Annotated in this window: 18 protein-coding genes; 8 read left to right on the forward strand and 10 right to left on the reverse strand. The window is 64.8% G+C overall.

Annotation, left to right across the window (positions count from 1 at the left end; genetic code table 11):
* Positions 1-59 precede the first annotated feature (59 nt).
* A complete protein-coding gene (locus QF118_RS13465) occupies positions 60-809 on the forward strand; it encodes a hypothetical protein (protein ID WP_282299564.1) in 750 nt (249 codons plus the stop codon).
* Here QF118_RS13465 and QF118_RS13470 read toward each other — a convergent pair.
* From QF118_RS13470 to QF118_RS13485, 4 genes are read right to left on the reverse strand one after another with little or no spacing between them, the layout of a single operon-like run.
* On the reverse strand, positions 800-2,068 hold the full coding sequence (locus tag QF118_RS13470) for a glycerate kinase type-2 family protein (RefSeq protein ID WP_282299565.1): 1,269 nt from the start codon (positions 2,066-2,068) through the stop codon (positions 800-802). The two genes, QF118_RS13465 and QF118_RS13470, sit on opposite strands and share 10 nt — an antisense overlap.
* A gap of 13 nt (positions 2,069-2,081) precedes the next feature.
* Complete coding sequence (locus QF118_RS13475) at positions 2,082-3,527, reverse strand: carnitine 3-dehydrogenase (protein ID WP_282299566.1); 1,446 nt, start codon at positions 3,525-3,527, stop codon at positions 2,082-2,084.
* A complete protein-coding gene (locus QF118_RS13480; RefSeq protein ID WP_282299567.1) occupies positions 3,524-3,970 on the reverse strand; it encodes a lipocalin/fatty acid-binding family protein in 447 nt (148 codons plus the stop codon). The genes QF118_RS13475 and QF118_RS13480 overlap by 4 nt, the downstream gene beginning before the upstream one ends.
* Positions 3,967-4,593 (reverse strand): SGNH/GDSL hydrolase family protein, encoded by a 627-nt coding sequence (locus QF118_RS13485; protein ID WP_282299568.1) that lies wholly within the window; start codon positions 4,591-4,593, stop codon positions 3,967-3,969. Before QF118_RS13485 ends, QF118_RS13480 begins: the two co-directional genes overlap by 4 nt.
* Before the next feature lie 174 nt (positions 4,594-4,767).
* Here QF118_RS13485 and QF118_RS13490 point away from each other — a divergent pair, with 174 nt between their 5' ends.
* A complete protein-coding gene (locus QF118_RS13490) occupies positions 4,768-4,992 on the forward strand; it encodes a hypothetical protein (RefSeq protein ID WP_282299569.1) in 225 nt (74 codons plus the stop codon).
* On the opposite strand, the gene QF118_RS13495 is transcribed toward QF118_RS13490, so the two are convergent.
* Together QF118_RS13495 and QF118_RS13500 are read right to left on the reverse strand one after the other, a co-directional pair.
* Entirely contained in the window at positions 4,981-5,706 is a 726-nt protein-coding gene (locus QF118_RS13495) for an RlmE family RNA methyltransferase (RefSeq protein WP_282299570.1), read from the reverse strand. The genes QF118_RS13490 and QF118_RS13495 overlap by 12 nt on opposite strands.
* Before the next feature lie 118 nt (positions 5,707-5,824).
* On the reverse strand, positions 5,825-6,937 hold the full coding sequence (locus tag QF118_RS13500; RefSeq protein ID WP_282299571.1) for a Ppx/GppA phosphatase family protein: 1,113 nt from the start codon (positions 6,935-6,937) through the stop codon (positions 5,825-5,827).
* A gap of 265 nt (positions 6,938-7,202) precedes the next feature.
* Between QF118_RS13500 and QF118_RS13505 the strand changes: the two genes are divergently transcribed.
* The 4 genes from QF118_RS13505 to QF118_RS13520 are packed head-to-tail and all read left to right on the forward strand — an operon-like array spanning position 7,203 to position 10,207.
* Positions 7,203-7,499, forward strand: coding sequence for a virulence factor (locus QF118_RS13505; protein WP_282299572.1), 297 nt, complete (start codon positions 7,203-7,205; stop codon positions 7,497-7,499).
* Between the two features lie 26 nt (positions 7,500-7,525).
* Positions 7,526-8,458: a methylenetetrahydrofolate reductase gene (locus tag QF118_RS13510; RefSeq protein WP_282299573.1), complete on the forward strand. Its 933-nt coding sequence runs from the start codon at positions 7,526-7,528 to the stop codon at positions 8,456-8,458.
* Between the two features lie 13 nt (positions 8,459-8,471).
* Positions 8,472-9,131 carry an HAD family hydrolase gene (locus QF118_RS13515; RefSeq protein ID WP_282299574.1) on the forward strand — a complete coding sequence of 220 codons (660 nt, stop codon included), beginning with the start codon at positions 8,472-8,474 and terminating at the stop codon, positions 9,129-9,131.
* A complete protein-coding gene (locus tag QF118_RS13520) occupies positions 9,128-10,207 on the forward strand; it encodes a methyltetrahydrofolate cobalamin methyltransferase (RefSeq protein WP_282299575.1) in 1,080 nt (359 codons plus the stop codon). Before QF118_RS13515 ends, QF118_RS13520 begins: the two co-directional genes overlap by 4 nt.
* Positions 10,208-10,258: 51 nt before the next feature.
* On the opposite strand, the gene QF118_RS13525 is transcribed toward QF118_RS13520, so the two are convergent.
* The 3 genes from QF118_RS13525 to QF118_RS13535 all read right to left on the reverse strand — a co-directional run bounded on the left by QF118_RS13525 (position 10,259) and on the right by QF118_RS13535 (position 15,299).
* A complete protein-coding gene (locus QF118_RS13525) occupies positions 10,259-11,164 on the reverse strand; it encodes an endonuclease/exonuclease/phosphatase family protein (RefSeq protein WP_282299576.1) in 906 nt (301 codons plus the stop codon).
* A 93-nt stretch (positions 11,165-11,257) separates the two neighbouring features.
* Positions 11,258-14,722: a transcription-repair coupling factor gene (gene mfd / locus QF118_RS13530; protein WP_282299577.1), complete on the reverse strand. Its 3,465-nt coding sequence runs from the start codon at positions 14,720-14,722 to the stop codon at positions 11,258-11,260.
* Between the two features lie 49 nt (positions 14,723-14,771).
* A complete protein-coding gene (locus QF118_RS13535; RefSeq protein ID WP_282299578.1) occupies positions 14,772-15,299 on the reverse strand; it encodes a component of SufBCD complex in 528 nt (175 codons plus the stop codon).
* Between the two features lie 123 nt (positions 15,300-15,422).
* Between QF118_RS13535 and hemB the strand changes: the two genes are divergently transcribed.
* Complete coding sequence (gene hemB / locus QF118_RS13540; RefSeq protein WP_282299579.1) at positions 15,423-16,421, forward strand: porphobilinogen synthase; 999 nt, start codon at positions 15,423-15,425, stop codon at positions 16,419-16,421.
* 141 nt (positions 16,422-16,562) lie between these two features.
* On the forward strand, positions 16,563-17,117 hold the full coding sequence (locus tag QF118_RS13545) for a lipid-binding SYLF domain-containing protein (protein ID WP_282299580.1): 555 nt from the start codon (positions 16,563-16,565) through the stop codon (positions 17,115-17,117).
* Positions 17,118-17,294: 177 nt separating this feature from the next.
* On the opposite strand, the gene QF118_RS13550 is transcribed toward QF118_RS13545, so the two are convergent.
* A complete protein-coding gene (locus tag QF118_RS13550) occupies positions 17,295-17,564 on the reverse strand; it encodes an usg protein (RefSeq protein ID WP_282299581.1) in 270 nt (89 codons plus the stop codon).
* Between the last annotated feature and the right edge of the window lie 101 nt (positions 17,565-17,665).

Raw genomic sequence — 17,665 nt, forward strand, 5'->3', positions numbered from 1 at the left:
GAGAATCGCAATCTGCGCCGCCGCGCGTTATCCTTGCGCGCAACACGAACGAGGCCCCGATGATCGCGCAGGATTTTCCCCGGACCGGCTGGCAATTCATGCCCGGCCCGCAGGTTCCGACCCGCTACCAGGTGTTTGGCGAACGCTCCTCGGGGACCAATTTCGTCAAGCGCCTGATCGGACGCAACAGCGCCCTGCGCCCGATCGAGGATCTGGGCTGGAAACACGGTTTTCCCCACATGACCGCAATTCCCCCCGACGTGGCGGTGATTTGCGTGGTGCGCGATGCCCGCGACTGGGCGCGCTCGATGCATGCCAAGCCCTGGCATTGCCCGCCGGACATGCAGGCGCTTGGCTTTTCCCAGTTCATCCGCGCCGAATGGCGCACCCTCGCGGACAGGCCGCGTTATTTCCCGCAGGTCGCGGCGCTTGGTGGTCAGGGCCAGCCGCTGCAACACGACCGCCACCCGCTGACCGGCCGCCCCTTTGCCGATCTCTTTGCCCTGCGCCAGGCCAAGCTGCAGGGCCTTCTCTCCTTTTTCGAACGCGGCTGCACGGTGGTGTTTTGCCGGCTCGAAGCGGTTCAAGCCGCGCCCCAGGTCTTTCTTGAGGCGCTGCATGAGGGTCTCGGCGTTCCGGCGCCGGACAGCGCATTTCGCCCGGTGCTCAAACGGCTGGGGTCAAAATTCCTGCCCGCGATCGACCAGCGCCCTGAAACGCCCAGCCAACTGGACCAGGCCGACCTGGCTTATCTACTTGGCCGCATCGACCCCGCGCAGGAAACCGCCCTGGGGTATGACTATACCTGAGGTTTGATCAATATCGCCCTGAAATCATTGACATTCGTCCCGGTCGGCCCAGGCGCGAAAACATCCTCCAATGCGGCAAAGGCGCCATAGGGGTCCTGCGCCTTGACATAGGCCGACGGGTCCTGGCCAAGGGCGCGCAGGCGCGGCAATGACCCACCATCGGCAAAGGCCCCGGCGTTGTCTTCCGATCCGTCGATCCCGTCGGTATCGGCGGCCAGGGCGGTGATCCCGGGCAACCCTTCGATGCCCTGCGCAAGGCTCAGCAAAAAGGCAGTGTTGCGCCCCCCACGGCCCGGGTTTTCCCTGAGTGTGACCGTGGTTTCGCCGCCCGACAGCAGGACCACCGGCGCCGCAAAGGGCCGCCCGCGCAGGGCGATTTCCCGGGCAATGGCGGCGTGCATCAACCCGATGTCCCGGGCCTCGCCCTCGATGGCGTCTGACAGGATGACCGCCGGAACACCCAAGGCCTCGGCGCGCGCCGCCGCCGCCTCCAGCGACAACCGGGCCGAGGCGACGACCCGCACGCTGTTGCGCGCAAACACCGCGTCATCGGGCCTTGGCGCGGCTGAGATTTTGCCTGAAATATGCGCCATAACCCGTTCTGGCAAAACGATATTGCGGGCCGCAATCATGGCCAGCGCATCCTGCGCCGACACCGCATCCGGCACCGTCGGTCCCGAGGCAACCTGCGCCGGATCGTCCCCCGGCACGTCCGACACCACAAGGCTGACAACCCGCGCCGGCGCCGCCGCTGCCGCCAGCCGCCCGCCCTTGATCCGGCTGACATGCTTGCGAATGGCGTTCATCACGCCGATCGGCGCCCCCGAGGCCAGCAGCGCCCGGTTCAACGCCTGCTCATCCTCCAGGCCCAACCCATCCGGCGGCGCCGGCAACAGGGCCGATCCGCCGCCGCAGACCAGGGCCACAACCAGATCGTCCTCGCTCAGCCCTTCGACCGCCCGGAACACCGCCTCGCTCGCCGCCATGCCCGCCGCATCCGGCACCGGATGCGCCGCCTCCAGCACCGGCAGATACCGGCAAGGTGCCCCATAGCCATAGCGCGTGACCACCACCCCCTCGACAGGGGCATCCCAAAGCACCTCGAAGGCCGCCGCCAGTTGCGCCGCCCCCTTTCCAAGGGCAATCACCACGGTGCGCCCACTGGGCCTGTCGGGCAATACCCCGGCCAAGGCCTTCATCGGATCGGCGGCCGCAACGGCGGTGTCGAACAGATCGCTCAGAAACTTGCGGTCTTCCATGTTTCCAATTGCCTCAAATATCCCGGGGAGCGCGAGGGGCTGGCCCCTCGCTTGCGCCCGCGTGCAACCGCGCCAGACGCTCGACCGCATCGCGCACATCCGCCAGCGGCGGGCAGGATCGCCGCGTCGCCAGCGAGACATGCAGCAGGAACTGGTCGCAACTGGCCAGCATTTCGCCATCCGCCGCCCGCTTCATCTCGTGCCACAGCCGCAGCTTTTTACCATCCCCCAGCGTCACCCGCGTTTCAACAAGAATGTCTTCTCCCACAAGGGTTTCCGCCAGGTACTTAATGCTGGTCTCGGCGGTGAAATAGCTGTGCCCAGCCGCGATATAGGCCCGGTCCGCGCCGACATGGGTCATCACCGCCTCCGAGGCATCGCTGAACACCTGGCCATAGCGTCCTTCGTTCATGTGGCCGTTTACATCGACCCAATCCACCGGCACCTTGCGCCGCACGGTGATCAACGGCACCTCGTCAACCAGCGGCTGCTGCATCGTCGCCTCGTGATCCAGGATCAGCTTGCCCGCCGCCGCCTCTTGCCCCTTCAGCGCGCGCAGCATGGCGACCAGGTTGTTGTCGCGCAGCCGCTCAAGCTGCCGGATCGACATATGCCCCGATTGCGCATCCGATTGACCGGCGATCAGATCGACCAGCTCGTCGGTGAACTCGGGCACATCCATCAGCTTGGTCCACGGCCATTTCAGGCAAGGACCGAACTGCTCCATGAAATGCCGCATCCCCGCCTCGCCGCCCGCCACGCGGTAGGTTTCGAACAGCCCCATCTGCGCCCACCGCAGACCAAAGCCATAGCGGATGGCATTGTCGATCTGCTCGGTCGTGGCGATGCCGTCGTTGACCAGCCACAGCGCCTCGCGCCAGACGGCCTCAAGGAAACGGTCGGCGATATGGGCGTCGATTTCGGCCTGAACGTGCAGGGGGTACATGCCGATGGCGCGCAGGATGTCACAGGCCTGTTCAAAGATCGGCTCGTCCGCGTCGTCGCCCGGCACCAGTTCGACCAGCGGCAGAAGGTAAACCGGGTTGAAAGGATGCGCGACAACGATCTGGCCGGGCCGCGCCGCGCCCTGCTGCAATTCCGACGGTTTGAAACCGCTGGTCGATGACCCGATGACCGACTCGGGGGAACAGGCGGCCTGGATCGCAGCCAGCACCTTGTGTTTCAGCTCCAGCCGCTCTGGCACGCTTTCCTGGATATAGGCCGCCCCGGCCACTGCCTCGGCCAAATCGGTGTGAAAGCTGATCGTGCCGCGCGCGGGCATGGGCGCATCATAAAGCATCGGCAGGGCACGCTCCGCCCCGGCGACGACCTCGCCGATCTTGCGCTGAGCCTCGGGATCGGGGTCAAAGACCCGCACGTCCCATCCCATCAGCGCAAAGCGCGCGGCCCAGCCGCCCCCGATGACACCGCCGCCGACGATTGCCGCAATCTTGTTCATTTCGCCTCCATCCGGCTCAGGTCATAGCCGTACCATTCCAGAATTTCCCGCGCCGCGGCCAGCCGCTCTGCCGGTTTGCCGCCGCGATCCATGATCCAGACCCGGCCGCCCGCCGGATCGCCCAAAGCCGCCGTGCGGTTGTCCGCATCCAGCCAATGCACCCAGACGGCCTGTTCCCCCAGCCGAAACCGCCCGTATCCTTCGGGAACAAAGCTCAGGCGTGTGCCGTTGACCTGCACCCCCTGCCCGTCGATGCGCAGCCGGCTGCCCGCTGGCATCCCGGCGCCCTGCAGGACGATCCAGTCGCCCTGAAGCCGGTCCAGCGTCGCATCCGCCTGCGATGCGACCTGCACCGTCGGATTGCGCAGCGGCACCGGCACTTCGGGCAACGGCGCCTTGGCGGCGCAGCCCGCCAGCAACACAAGACCCCAAAGCGCCCTCATGCCAGGTCGGTCCGCAGCGCCTTGGCCATGACCGCGCCAAAGCGCAGGTGCGCCTCTTCTTCCCAATGCACGCCGTCGCGCCCGGACACGGCCACCGTGTCCCCCGCTGCAACGAAACCGCAGCCAAGGCGGCCCGCCACGTCCTGTAAATGCGCCTCCAGCCCCTGCTGGCGGGCCTCGGCCCCGGCAAAGACATCCACCAGCGTTCCGCATTCACGCACCGGCGCGGGGGCGACGATCACGATGCGATCGACCAGCTGTTCGGCCCGGGTCGCCAGCACCAACCGCTCGACCGAGCGGGCGATTTCATAGGCGGTGACGGAAAACCGGTTCTTGAGGTCGTTGGTCCCCAGCATCAGCACCATAAGGTCCAGCGGCTTGTGGCTGTGCAAAATGGCGGGCAACACGCTCAGCCCGTTGCGGGCGCCGCCTTCGACCATGTCGTCGTGCACCGTCGTGCGCCCCGGCAGCCCTTCGGCAATCACCTGGTGGCTGTCGCCCAGCTCGGCCGCCATGACATCGGGCCAGCGGCGCCCGACGTCAAAGCGTTCGGACACACCAGCCAGTGCCATGGGCCTTGTGCCATGGGTGTTGCTGTCGCCGTAACACAGAATCACCGCCATGCCGTTTTCTCCCGAATTGACCGCACCCCGGCGGGTTTTCGACATCGGACCGGGCTTTGCCGCCGGGGTCAATCCCCCAGGAACCGGCTTTGCCGCAGCCCTGGCACGCGCTGGCTCCAATCTTGCCGCAATCAGCCGCTATCACGAACATCTGCCAATGGGAGTGCTGCCACCATGACCCGAACCGATCCGCCCCTGCCGCCGCCCGACCTGCAAGGCCGACGTAGCCTGCTGTTCAGACTGCACAGGCAGGTGCCCCAACCCGAAGACCCGGAACCAAACACCGCCAACTTCTACCGCACGGTGTCCCCGGGCTTTGCCCGCGATTTTCAGGACCGCGCCGCGCGCTCGCTGGATCGCCCCAGCCTGACCGCGCGCCGCAAGACCCTATTCTTCTGACAGGGCGCCCCGGAACCCCGTCGCCACGACGAACTTTTCCGAGGAATCCGACCGACTGGCCGGCGGCTTGAAATTCGCCACCTTCTGGAACCGCTGCTTGAGGATGTGCTGAAGCGATCCTTCGGCCCCGCCCGCCAGAACCTTGGCCACAAAGGTGCCGCCGTCCTCCAGCACGTCAAAAGCCAGCTGCGCCGCCGCCTCGCACAGGGCGATGATCCGCAGGTGATCGGTCTGCTTGTGCCCCGAGGCCGAGGCCGCCATGTCCGACATCACCACGTCAGCCTTGCCGCCCAGCCAGGCCTTGACCTTGTCGTCGGCGCCGTCTTCCATGAAATCCAGCTGATGCAACTCGGCGCCGGCAATCGGGTCCATTTCCTGAAGGTCCACGCCCAGAACGGTGCCCACGGCCTTGCCCTGCTTTTCGCCAAGCGCATTGACCCGCTTGACCGCGACCTGACACCACCCCCCGGGCGCCGCGCCCAGATCGACCACCCGCGCCCCCGGCACCAGGAACCGGTACTTGTCGTCGATCTCAAGGATCTTGTAGGCCGCGCGCCCGCGATAGCCATCCGCCTTGGCGCGCTTGACATAAGGATCGTTCAACTGCCGCTGAAGCCACAGTGTCGAGGACAGCTTGCGCCCGCGCGCAGACTTTACCTTGACCTTCAGATCGCGTTGCCCGCGCCCTGAATCGTTTTTCGGTCCCTTCGCCATGATCACTCAGCCTTCGTGTTTCTTTGTGCCCCAAATATCCCGGGGGAGTCGCTCTTGCGACGGGGGCAGAGCCCCCACCGGTGAAAATTTTTAATCTAAAAATTTTTCACCGTCCGCTCTATAGCGGCCCATCCTCAAGAACGCCATCCGCCGACATCTGCGCATACAGCAACCCTTCGCGCAGGCCGCGATCGGCCACCGACAGACGATCGGTCGGCCACAGCCGCAACAACGCCTGCAAGATGGCCGAGCCGCTCATGATCAGCGCATGCCGGTCCGGTCCGATGCGCGGATCGCGCCGCCGCCCCGTCGGCCCCATCTGAAGATAGCGCTGAATGACCTCTTCGATCTGGTCGCTGCTCATCCGCAGACCGTCCACCTTGGTCCGGTCATAGCGCCGCAACCCAAGGTGCGAGGCCGCGACCGTCGTCACCGTGCCGCTGGTGCCGACGATCTGGAACCCCTCGCGCTGCTGTTCGTCCTTGTAGGGCGCGAACTCGGCCAGGTTTTCCTCGAAATACCAGCTCATCAACGCGTAGCGCGCGGCGTCGTCGTCGACATCGCTGAACTGGTCGCGCAGCGTCGCCACCCCCAGCGGAACCGAAATCCAGTCGACCACACGCGCCGTCGGAAAGGGGCTGGCAGGCGCGTGGAACCCGGCGTGCAGGCGCATGATCGCGCGCGGTCGGTCGCGCGGCTCGACCTTGGACAGATCGATCCAGACCAGCTCGGTCGAGCCGCCGCCAATGTCCACCACCAACAGCTGTTCGGTCTTGGTGCTGACCAGAGGCGCGCAGGAAATCACCGCCAGGCGCGCCTCTTCCTCGGGTTGGATGATGTCCAGCGTCAGGCCGGTCTCGCGCTTGACCTGGCGGATGAAATCACGGGCATTGCGCGCGCGCCGGCAGGCCTCGGTTGCCACCAGACGCATGTTCTGCACCTTGTGGCGTTCGATCTTTTGCTGGCAGACGCGCAGGGCCGATACCGTTCGTGCCATCGACGAACGGCTGAGCCGGCCAGTCTTTTCCAGCCCGTGCCCCAGTTGGACGGACTTCGAAAAGCTGTCGACCACATGGAACTGACTGCCCTTTGGCTGGGCGATCAGCATGCGGCAGCTATTTGTACCCAAATCCAAGGCCGCATAAAGCGCATTGGGGTCAGGCCTGTCAGGCGCGGTGCTCTCGACCGGTTTCGGGAAAGCGCCCGCACCCTTGGGACGCTTTGGCGCCATGATGTTGCGCCTTTTCCGATATCAACTTGGGGTCACGATACGCCCCGTTCCAACATCGCGCAAGCACGTTGACCGCCCGCTTGGGAAGGATTTTCCCAAAGCTGCGCGCGCGGCGAATCTTTTGCCCTCGGGGGGCCGCCAAGGCTGGACAATCGCGCCTTGGTCCCTAGCCTGTCGCTCATGGCGCGGCACAAGTCGAAATTCGACCCTGCAAAGCCCGGGCCTGTCGCTAGAACCAGGACAAGACAACAGGAATCGACACCACATGGCTGAACTGACAATCGTTTACTGGCGCGACATCCCCGCCCAGGTCATCGTCGGCAAGGGCCGTCGCGGCGCCAAGGCGATCCTGCCCGAACGCTTTGAAAAGGCCATCGACCGCGCCGCCATGAAAGTCGGCGCCTCGGACACCGACGCCTACCTGGCCGAATGGCGCAAGGTCCCCAGCGGCGAGGTCGAGGGCGACATGCAAGAGGCCGCCAACGCCGAAGCGGCGCGCATCGACACCGAATACGACACCGCGCGCATCAAGGCGCTGATCGACAACGACGGCTGGGCCTGAGGCCCGTGAACATGAAGGACAAGATCATGGCCCTTTTCAACTTCCGCAAGCGCGACGACAGCAGCCCGGCCACCGCCAATGGCGATCTCGAAGCCTTCCTTCAGAGCTATTCGATCGAGGTCATGCCGCGCACCGCCGAAAAGGTCGAGGATTTCCGCGAATTGCTGCCCAGCGGCACCCGCGTCTACATCGCCCATATCGAGGGCACCCCGATCGAGGACATGGTCGCCACCGCCAAACGCATCGCGGGCGAAGGCTACAAGGTCATGCCGCATTTCCCCGCGCGCATCATCAAGGACAAGGCCACGCTGGGCGACTGGATCGCCCGCTATCAGGGCGAGGCCGGTGTCGATCAGGCGCTGCTGCTGGCCGGCGGCGTGGCCCAGCCGCACGGCGATTTCCACAGCTCGATGCAGCTGATGGAAACCGGGCTGTTCGACAAGGCGGGGTTCAAACGCCTGCACGTCGCGGGCCATCCCGAAGGCAACAAGGACATCGACCCAAAGGGCGGCGATGCGCTGGTCATGGACGCCCTGCGCTGGAAACAGGATTTCAGCAACCGCAGCGATGCGCAGATGGCGCTGGCCACCCAGTTCGCCTTTGACGCGGGCCCCATCATCGACTGGGCCAACCGCCTGACGGCCGAGGGCATCACCCTGCCGATCCACATCGGCATCGCGGGCCCGGCGAAACTGCAAACCCTGATCAAATTCGCCATTGCCTGCGGTGTCGGCCCCTCGCTCAAGGTCCTGCAAAAGCGCGCCATGGACGTCAGCAAACTGCTGCTGCCCTACGAGCCGACCGAGGTTCTGGGCCAACTGGCCGCGCACAAGGCCGCCAACCCCGATTTCAATATCCAAAGCGTGCATTTCTTCCCGCTGGGCGGGATCAAGACGAATGCCACCTGGGCAATTGAAAATGGCGGTGCTTCTGCGGTTCCCGCCGCCAAGGCAGGCTGATAAAAGCCGCCCCATGAAACACGCTTTGCTTTTTGATCTGGACGGTACGCTGATCCAGTCCGACCCGCTGCACCTGGCCGTCTTTGCCGAGATGTTCGCAGAACGCGGCAAATCCATGGACGAGGCTTTTTACATGAAGCACATCCATGGCACCCATAACCTGGAAAGCTTTCCGCAGCTTTTCCCCGGCGAGGATGCGCAGGCCCTGTCGGACCTGAAGGAAACCCGCTTTCGCGAACGCCTGATCGGCGGTCAGCCCTGCATGCCCGGCGCCGACCGCGTGATCGCCCAGGCCAAGGCAAGCGGCTGGGGCGTCGCCATCGTCACCAATGCCCCGCGCATCAACGCCGAATACATGCTGAACGCCATCGGGCTGCGCGATGCCTTTGAAACGCTGATCATCGGCGACGAATGCGCCCGCGGCAAACCCGACCCGGACCCCTACCTGGCCGCCATGCGCGCGCTGGACGTCGCCGCCGACCACTGCATCGCCTTCGAGGACAGCCCATCGGGCCTGCGCGCGGCGCGCGGATCGGGCGCCTATACCGTGGGCATCCGGTCCTCGGCCAGCGACGCAGAATTGCGCGCCGCAGGCGCCCATCAAACCATCGCAGATTTCAACGACACGGCGCTACCGGCCATCCTGGCGCGCCTTTCAGGAGAGACAGTATGACCCGCACCGTCATCGAATCGCAGACAAAAACCGCAATCATCGGCTTTGACCAGCCGTTTTGCGTGATCGGCGAACGCATCAACCCCACCGGCCGCAAGATCCTGAACGAAGAGCTGGAGCGCGGCGATTTTTCCCGGGTCGAGGCCGACGCGCTGGCGCAGGTCGCCGCCGGGGCCACGGTGCTCGACATCAACTCGGGCGCGGTGTTTTCCAACAAGATGGCCGAAGACCCGCGTTATGCCGACAACAACTTTGTCGAACCGACGCTGATGACCCAGCTGATCGAATGCGTGCAGGCCGTCACCGATGCGCCTTTGTGCATCGACTCGTCGGTACCGGGCGCGCTGGAAAACGGGCTAAAGGCCGCCAAGGGCCGCCCGCTGCTGAACTCGGTCACCGGCGAAGAGGAACGGCTGGAACTGGTCCTGCCGCTGGTCAAGAAATACAACGTGCCGGTGGTGGCGATTTCCAACGACGACACCGGCATTTCCGAAGACCCCGACGTGCGCTTTGCCGTCGCCAAGAAGATCGTGCAGCGCGCCGCCGATTTCGGCATCCCGGCGCATGACATCGTGGTCGATCCGCTGGTCATGCCGATCGGCGCCATGGGCACCGCCGGCCTTCAGGTCTTTACCCTTGTGCGCCGCCTGCGCGAGGAACTGGGCGTGAACACCACCTGCGGCGCATCGAACATCTCGTTCGGCCTGCCCAACCGGCACGGCATCAACAACGCCTTCCTGCCCATGGCCATGGGCGCGGGCATGACATCGGCGATCATGAACCCGGTCGCCCTGCCCGTCGGCCCCAAGGCCATCGCCGAAAAGCGCGCAGCGGTCGAGGCGGCAGGCATCATCCTGCCCGAGGACATCGACGACGAAACCTTTGTCACCCTGTTTGGCATGGGCAGCACCAAACCCCGCCCCGGCAAGGAAATGGAGGCGATCCGTGCCGCCAACTTCCTGACCAACAACGACGAATCCGGCGGTGAGTGGATCAAGTTCAACAAGGCCCCCGCCGAGGCTGGCGCCAGTGGCGGGCGCGGTGGCCGCGCCGGAAGCCGCCGCCGTCGCGGCTGATCGAAACCTCACGCACTACCTCAAAAGAGCCGCGCAAGCGGCTCTTTTCATTCACAACTCCGGGAACTCCACCACCAGGGCCGCATGATCGCTGGCGTGCGGCCTGTGCACCCCGGTCCCCACCAGCCGCGCCCCATGATAGCGGCCAGTTTCCCGCCCCATCCCGCATTTCAACACCTGCGGCACCACCTGCGGATAGCGCGCCGCCAACCCGGGCGAGGCGATCATCCCATCTGGCGCGTCATAGCGCTGGTCATGTGTCTCGAAATAGGTCCAGCGCTGCGCCTGCGGCACTCTCAACATCAGGTTCTCGCCCAGGGCCTCCAGCGGCGCCACGGCCCGCTCGGCCCCTTCCGGCTCGTTCAGATCCCCAACCACCAACCATAGCGCGCCCGCCCCCTGCACCAGCCGCGTCGCCGCCTGCGCCTCCAGCCGCCGCACGGCCCAGGCCCTGTCGGCATCGGGATAAGGCGCCTTGAAATGCACCACGAACAGGGTCAGCGCCCCGAACCGCAGCTCCAGACAATCGCGTCGAAAGACCGGCATCGCCGGATCGCCGCCTTCTGGCACCGCCAGCCCCAGGTCCCCAGGCATTAGCGCCGCATGGCTGATCACCGTATCCCAGGGCCGCCGGGCCATCACCGCCACATCCAGCCCCCGCCCGTCATTGCCCGGCAGACAAACCCGATACGGATAGGGCGCACAAATCCGCGCCAGCCAATGGTCGTGAAAGAAATCAAGGCTTTGCTGGTCGAACACTTCTTGCAGCGCGATCACATCCGCCCCGGTCCGCGCCAGCAGTTCCGCGCTCAGCCGCCGGTCCTCCGCGTCCAGCGCCGGGTCCTCGATATCGTCGCGGTCGCGCGCCCCATACAGATGCGCCCCCCCTTCGGTGAGCAGTCGCAGGTTCTGCATGTTCAGGCTGGCAATGCGCATGGCCCAGCGTCGGACGGACATGAACTTCCGTCAACCCGCCCCGCTGCTTCCAATTGCCACAAATATCCTGCGGGGGTCCGGGGGTGCAAAACCCCCGGCGGCCTGCCAAAGGCCCTACCCCTGACGTTTCTTGATCGTCCCGGCCGCCTCGGCCAGGTCCCTTGCGATGGCAAAGGCGCCCTGGATCTTGGCCTTTTCCGTCGACCAGTCGCGGCGCACGACAATCTTGTTGTCCTTGACCTTGGCATGACCATTCTGCGCGTTGATGAACTGCACCAGCCCTTCGGGGCGCGCGAATTTGTCGTTGTGGAACTGCACAGTCGCCCCCTTGGGGCCGCCGTCCAGCTTGGCAATCCCGGCGCGTTTGCACATGGCCTTGATCCGCACCACCAGCAGCAGGGTGTTCACTTCGCGCGGCAGCTTGCCAAAACGGTCGATCAACTCGGCGGCAAAGCCTTCCAGTTCCACCTTGGTCGTCAGTGACGACAGGCGTCGATACAGCCCCAACCGCACGTCCAGATCGGGGACATAGTCCTCGGGGATCAGCACCGGCACGCCCAGGTTGATCTGGGGCGCCCATTGGCCATCGTCCTCGGTCAACCCTTCCATCTGGCCCGACCGGATCTTGGAGATCGCCTCTTCCAGCATGGATTGGTACAGTTCATAGCCCACATCGCGCATCTGGCCGGACTGTTCTTCGCCCAAAAGGTTGCCCGCCCCGCGAATGTCCAGGTCCTGGCTGGCAAGGTTGAACCCTGCCCCCAGCGTGTCCAGGCTGCCCAGAACGCGCAGACGCTTTTCGGCGGTCGTGGTCAGCTTGGCGCGCGGTTTCGTGGTCATATAGGCATAGGCGCGGGTTTTCGATCGCCCGACACGGCCGCGGATCTGGTACAGCTGGCTTAGCCCGAACATATCGGCGCGGTGCACGACCATGGTGTTGGCCGTGGGAATATCCAATCCGGATTCGACGATCGTCGTCGCCAGAAGCACGTCGTATTTGCCGTCGTAAAAGGCGTTCATCCGGTCGTCCAGTTCGCCCGCCGCCATCTGGCCATGGGCGACAACATAGGTCACCTCGGGCATCTGCTCTTTCAGAAAGGCCTCGATTTCCGGCAGGTCGGTGATGCGTGGCACCACGTAAAACGACTGCCCGCCGCGATAATGTTCGCGCAGCAGCGCCTCGCGGATCGTGACGGGATCGAATTCGCTGATATAAGTGCGGATCGCCAGGCGGTCGACGGGCGGCGTGCCGATGATCGACAGGTCGCGCACGCCGGTCAGCGACAGCTGCAAGGTGCGCGGGATCGGCGTGGCAGTCAGGGTCAGAACGTGGATGTCGCTGCGCAGCTGTTTCAGACGTTCCTTGTGCTGCACGCCAAAGTGCTGTTCCTCGTCGATGATCAACAGACCAAGGTTGTTGAAGCGGATGCCCTTGGCCAGCAGCGCATGGGTGCCGATGGCAATGTCGACGGTCCCCTTCGAAATCCCCTCGCGCGTCAGATTGGCCTGTTTCGTGCCGACAAACCGCGACAGCGGCGCGACTTGCAGGGGAAAGCCCCGGAACCGTTCGGCAAAGCTTTTGTAGTGCTGACGCGCCAGCAGGGTCGTCGGCGCGATCACCGCCACCTGAACGCCGGACATGGCGGCGACAAAGGCCGCGCGCATGGCGACCTCGGTCTTGCCAAAGCCGACGTCGCCGCAGATCAAGCGATCCATCGGCTGGCCAGAGTGCATATCGGTCATCACGTCGCTGATGGCCGACAGCTGGTCATCGGTTTCCTGATAGGGAAAGCGCGCGGCAAAGCTTTCATAGGCACCGGGGGGCGGGTCCATCACCGGGGCCTTGCGCAGGGCGCGTTCGGCGGCGATGCGGATCAGGCGATCCGCCATCTCGCGGATACGTTCCTTGAGCTTGGCCTTCTTGGCTTGCCATGCGCCGCCGCCAAGGCGGTCAAGCAGCCCCTCTTCGTGGCCGTATTTGCTCAGCAGTTCGATGTTCTCGACCGGCAGGTACAGCTTGGCGCTTTCGGCATATTCCAGGCTGATGCATTCATGCGCAGCCCCGGCCGCGGTGATCACCTCGAGCCCCATGTAGCGGCCGATGCCGTGGTCGACATGAACCACCAGGTCGCCGGGCGACAGGCTTTGATGTTCGGTCAGGAAGTTTTCGGCGCGGCGTTTCTTGCGCGGTTGGCGGATCAGGCGATCGCCCAGCACGTCCTGTTCGGAAATGACGGTGATCCGGCCATCCATCCAGGGTGCCTCGAACCCCGCCTCAAGCGCCCAGACCGCCAGGTGCAAGCCCCGCTTGCCCAGCCGGGTGCCGTTCTGGATCGGGATCGCCTCGGCCAGGCCTTCGTCCTCGATCAACCCGGTCAGGCGTTCGCGCGCGCCTTCGGAGTAGGAGGCGATCAGCACCGGGCCGTCTTTTATCCTTGCTTTAACGTGCGAGGCCAAAGCCCCGAAAAGGCTCAGGGTTTCCTGCTGGCGTTCGGGGGCAAAGCTGCGCCCGATGCGCCCGCCCGCGTCCACCACACCCGGCCCGCTGGCCTGCGGCAGCGGGTGCAGCTGCACCGCGCGGCGGTCCCCCAGCGCCGTCAGCCAGCCCGCATCGTCAAGATACAGCTGATCGGGCGGGATCGGCTTGTAAACCGAGCTGCCCATCGTCTTTTTCTGCGCCATGGCAAGGCGCCGGGTTTCGTATTGGTCGGCAATGCTGTCCCAGCGCGCCAGCCGCGAGGCCGTCAGCTGGTCGTCCATCACCACCGGCGCGCCGGGCAGATAGTCGAACAGGGTTTCCAGCCGCGCATGGAAGAACGGCAGCCAATGTTCGATGCCCTGATGCTTGCGCCCGGCGCTGACCGCCTCGTACAGCGGATCGTCGGTGCCGGCGGCGCCAAATTCGATGCGGTAATTCTGCCGGAACCGGGTGATCGCCGCTTCGTCCAGGATCACCTCGGACACGGGGGCCAGTTCGACCACTTCTAGCGCCTCGGTGGTGCGCTGGGTCGCGGCGTCAAAGCGGCGCGCGCCGTCCAGCACATCCCCAAAGAAATCCAGCCGCACAGGCCCGCCATGCCCCGGCGGGAAAATATCGACGATGCCGCCGCGAATGGCATAGTCGCCCGGTTCGGTCACCGTGGGGGCCTGGCTGAACCCCATGCGCACCAGGAACATGCGCAGCGCCTCTTCGTCGACGCGGTCACCGACGCGCGCGGTAAAGGCTGCCTCTTGCAGCACCTCGCGCGCAGGGATGCGCTGGGTGGCGGCGGCAAGCGTGGTCAGCAGGATGTATTGCCCCGGCATCCCGTGCACCAACCCCGCCAGCGTCGCCATGCGCGCGGCGGAAATGTCGGCGTTGGGGGAAACGCGGTCATAGGGCAGGCAATCCCAGGCCGGAAAGGACAGCACAGGCACATCGGGCGCAAAAAACGCCAGCGCATCGCGCATCGAGGCCAGCCGCTTGTCATCGCGGGCGACATGGATGACCGGGCCTGCCGCCTTGGCCATCTCTTTCAGCAAAAGGGTTGCGTCAAAGCCCTCGGGGGCGCCGCCGATGGTGATCGTGTTCTGTGCCATGGCCGGTCACATGGCCCGACCGCCCTGCCACGTCAATGGCACACGGGGCCTATCCGCCCAGAACATGCGCCGAAAGGTTCTGGTACATACCCCAAAGCGCCGTGCAAAAGATCGACGCCATGCCGATGAACTGCACCAGCGTGCGGTGAATGCGCAGCCGGCGCCACAGCGCCTCGCCCTCGCCTTCGCCGTTCTGGATGCGCCGCGAGGACACGATGCTGAGCAGCCCGACCAGCGTCAGCGGAAAGCCCAGCAGGAAAAGCGCCTGCGCCATCTCGACGTCATAGACAAAGCCGGTCAGCGCCAGCCCGGTCAGGAAGGCCGATCCAAGCGCCGTCAGCCACAGCCCCGCCTCATCGACGATGAACAAAAGCCGGTTGGTGTTGATGCGAACCAGGTCTTCAAGATCCTGTTCCGCCTGCCCGCCGTTGCGCCGCGCCCGGGCCACCATGTCGAAGGGCACGCCCAGGACCCAATGGCTTGCCGAGGACCAGACCACCGCCAGAACGATCCAGAACCACAGGTTCGAGAACGATCGCATGTCGATCACTTCAAATACGGTACTGTACCAATCCAAGCGTCTGTCTTTCTTCCTGCCCTTGCCAGTCCCGCCGCGAACCCGGCGCAAATTGGCGCTGGGGACTTGATAGGACCGGCCATTCCATGCCACCCAAACAAGGCGTTTACAAGGACCAAGCCCATGAAGCCGACAATTGCCGCTTTCCCTGCCACCCGTTTGCGCCGGTTGCGCCGCACCCCGGCGATCCGCGCGCTGGTGCAGGAAACCACGCTAAGCCCTGCCGATTTCATCTGGCCGGTGTTTGTCCGCGATGGCGAAGGCGTGGTGGAACCCATCGCCTCGATGCCCGGGGTGAACCGGCTGTCGATCGACAATGTGGTGCAGGCCGCGATCGAGGCGCATGCCCTTGGCATCCCGGCGATCTGCCTGTTTCCCTACACCGACCCGGCCCTGAAAACCGAAGATTGCGCCGAGGCCTGGAACCCCGAAAACCTGTCCAACCGCGCCACCCGTGCGATCAAGGCGGCGGTGCCCGACATGGCGGTGATGACCGACGTGGCGCTGGACCCCTACAACATCAACGGCCACGACGGCTTTGTCGAAAATGGCGAAGTGGTCAATGACCGCACCGTCGAGGCGCTTGTGAAACAGGCGCTGTCGCAGGCGCAGGCCGGGGCCGACATCATCGGGCCGTCCGACATGATGGATGGCCGCATCGGCGCGCTGCGCAGTGCGCTTGAAGGGGCTGGCCACCAGAATGTGCTGCTGCTGTCCTATGCCGCGAAATATGCGTCGGCCTTTTACGGGCCGTTCCGCGATGCCGTTGGCGCCAGCGGCGCGCTGAAGGGCGACAAGAAGACCTATCAGCAGGACCCCGGCAATTCCGACGAGGCGATGCGCCTGATCCACCGCGATCTGAGCGAAGGCGCCGACATGGTCATGGTGAAACCCGGCATGCCCTATCTGGACATCTGCCAGCGCGCGAAACAGATGTTCGGCGCGCCAACCTTTGCCTACCAGGTGTCCGGCGAATACGCGATGCTGGCGGGCGCCGGGCAGCGCGGCTGGGTCGATGGCGACAAGGTGATGATCGAAAGCCTGATGGCTTTCAAACGCGCCGGATGCGATGGCGTTCTGACCTATTTCGCCCCCGCCGCGGCCCGGATTCTGAACGGCTGAGCGCTGCGCTTAGCGGTGCATCGCCGACGCGCCACATGATGTGGTGACAAACCCACACGCCCTGCGTATAACATGACGCAACCGGCACATAAGCCGGATTTGAGGCCTTTCCCGAACGTCCAGAAAAGAACGAGCAGACAGATGACAGTTACACGACGCACCCTGACCCTTGGCCTTTGCGCCACCTCCCTTCTGGCCGCCTGCGGCAACGGAGTAGGCGGACGCGGCGCCAGCACCATCGACGCCCGTGTCGACGCCACGCTGAGCCAGATGTACGCCGATTATCCCGGCACCCGCGACCTGGCGGCCAAGTCGACCGGGATGCTGGTCATGCCCCTGGTGACCGAGGCCGGTTTCGGCATCGGCGGCGGGTTTGGCCGCGGCGCGCTGCGTGTGGGCGGTGCGACGGTGGATTACTACTCGGTCGCCAAGGCCTCGGGCGGTTTGCAGATCGGCGGCAAGCAGTATTCGCACGTTCTGTTCTTCATGACCGAGGACGCGCTGCAGACCTTCCGCCGCTCGCCCGGCTATGCGGCGGGCGCCAACATCGAATACGCCATTCCCGAACGCGGAGAGACCCTGGCAGCCGAGACGACAACCTCGCTGGCGCCGGTCATCGCGGTGATCTTTGGCCAGGCCGGCCTGCAGATCGGCGCGACCCTCGAAGGCGTCAAATACACCCGGATCATTCCGTAACACGCGCGTCCCAGCGCGCGTGTTACCGTTGGCAAGGTGGTCTTTTCGGCACGAAAAGATCCACAGCCAACTCCCTCACCATTCCAGACACAGCCCCGGCACGCGCGTCCCAGCGCGCGTGTTACTGGGCATGTCATGGCATAGGGTGGCGCGCGCTTTTCCCTGCGCGCGCCCCGTTCAGTGATAGTGGAATTCACCCACCACGTTGCGCCATTCGCCCGGTGAAATCATCTTGCGGTGGTTGAAGCGGACCGAATGCAGCGGGCCTTCGATCTCGTCTTGCCAGAACTCGATGAACTTGAACAACCGGGGGTGATCCGGGGCCAGATCGTAGTCCTGCCAGATGAAGGTGTTCAGCACATGGGCATAGTCGGGCATGTGGTAAAAGAACTCTGCCGTGGTCAGCCCATAGCCCTTCAGCATCAGTTCCGTTTCGCTTTCCTGCATCGCGTGACCTCATGGTTTCTTGTGTAAAAAGAAGTCTGTGCGCGCATTCATTACTTTTCAATGAAAACAGTGTGTTAGCAGCACCCGGACCCGAGTGCCAA

It is taken from the genome of Tropicibacter oceani, assembly GCF_029958925.1.
In the GTDB taxonomy this organism is placed as follows: Bacteria; Pseudomonadota; Alphaproteobacteria; order Rhodobacterales; family Rhodobacteraceae; genus Pacificoceanicola; species Pacificoceanicola oceani.

Bases quoted from the DNA above. Each gene is read 5' to 3' on its own strand.
- QF118_RS13500 (WP_282299571.1), bottom strand. From the start codon at position 6,937: ATGGCGCCAAAGCGTCCCAAGGGTGCGGGCGCTTTCCCGAAACCGGTC.
- QF118_RS13485 (WP_282299568.1), bottom strand. From the start codon at position 4,593: ATGGCGGTGATTCTGTGTTACGGCGACAGCAACACCCATGGCACAAGG.
- QF118_RS13495 (WP_282299570.1), bottom strand. From the start codon at position 5,706: ATGGCGAAGGGACCGAAAAACGATTCAGGGCGCGGGCAACGCGATCTG.
- mfd (WP_282299577.1), bottom strand. From the start codon at position 14,722: ATGGCACAGAACACGATCACCATCGGCGGCGCCCCCGAGGGCTTTGAC.
- QF118_RS13490 (WP_282299569.1), top strand. From the start codon at position 4,768: ATGACCCGAACCGATCCGCCCCTGCCGCCGCCCGACCTGCAAGGCCGA.
- QF118_RS13550 (WP_282299581.1), bottom strand. From the start codon at position 17,564: ATGCAGGAAAGCGAAACGGAACTGATGCTGAAGGGCTATGGGCTGACC.
- QF118_RS13545 (WP_282299580.1), top strand. From the start codon at position 16,563: ATGACAGTTACACGACGCACCCTGACCCTTGGCCTTTGCGCCACCTCC.
- QF118_RS13515 (WP_282299574.1), top strand. From the start codon at position 8,472: ATGAAACACGCTTTGCTTTTTGATCTGGACGGTACGCTGATCCAGTCC.
- QF118_RS13480 (WP_282299567.1), bottom strand. From the start codon at position 3,970: ATGAGGGCGCTTTGGGGTCTTGTGTTGCTGGCGGGCTGCGCCGCCAAG.
- QF118_RS13475 (WP_282299566.1), bottom strand. From the start codon at position 3,527: ATGAACAAGATTGCGGCAATCGTCGGCGGCGGTGTCATCGGGGGCGGC.
- QF118_RS13505 (WP_282299572.1), top strand. From the start codon at position 7,203: ATGGCTGAACTGACAATCGTTTACTGGCGCGACATCCCCGCCCAGGTC.
- QF118_RS13465 (WP_282299564.1), top strand. From the start codon at position 60: ATGATCGCGCAGGATTTTCCCCGGACCGGCTGGCAATTCATGCCCGGC.
- QF118_RS13520 (WP_282299575.1), top strand. From the start codon at position 9,128: ATGACCCGCACCGTCATCGAATCGCAGACAAAAACCGCAATCATCGGC.
- QF118_RS13510 (WP_282299573.1), top strand. From the start codon at position 7,526: ATGGCCCTTTTCAACTTCCGCAAGCGCGACGACAGCAGCCCGGCCACC.
- QF118_RS13470 (WP_282299565.1), bottom strand. From the start codon at position 2,068: ATGGAAGACCGCAAGTTTCTGAGCGATCTGTTCGACACCGCCGTTGCG.
- QF118_RS13525 (WP_282299576.1), bottom strand. From the start codon at position 11,164: ATGTCCGTCCGACGCTGGGCCATGCGCATTGCCAGCCTGAACATGCAG.
- hemB (WP_282299579.1), top strand. From the start codon at position 15,423: ATGAAGCCGACAATTGCCGCTTTCCCTGCCACCCGTTTGCGCCGGTTG.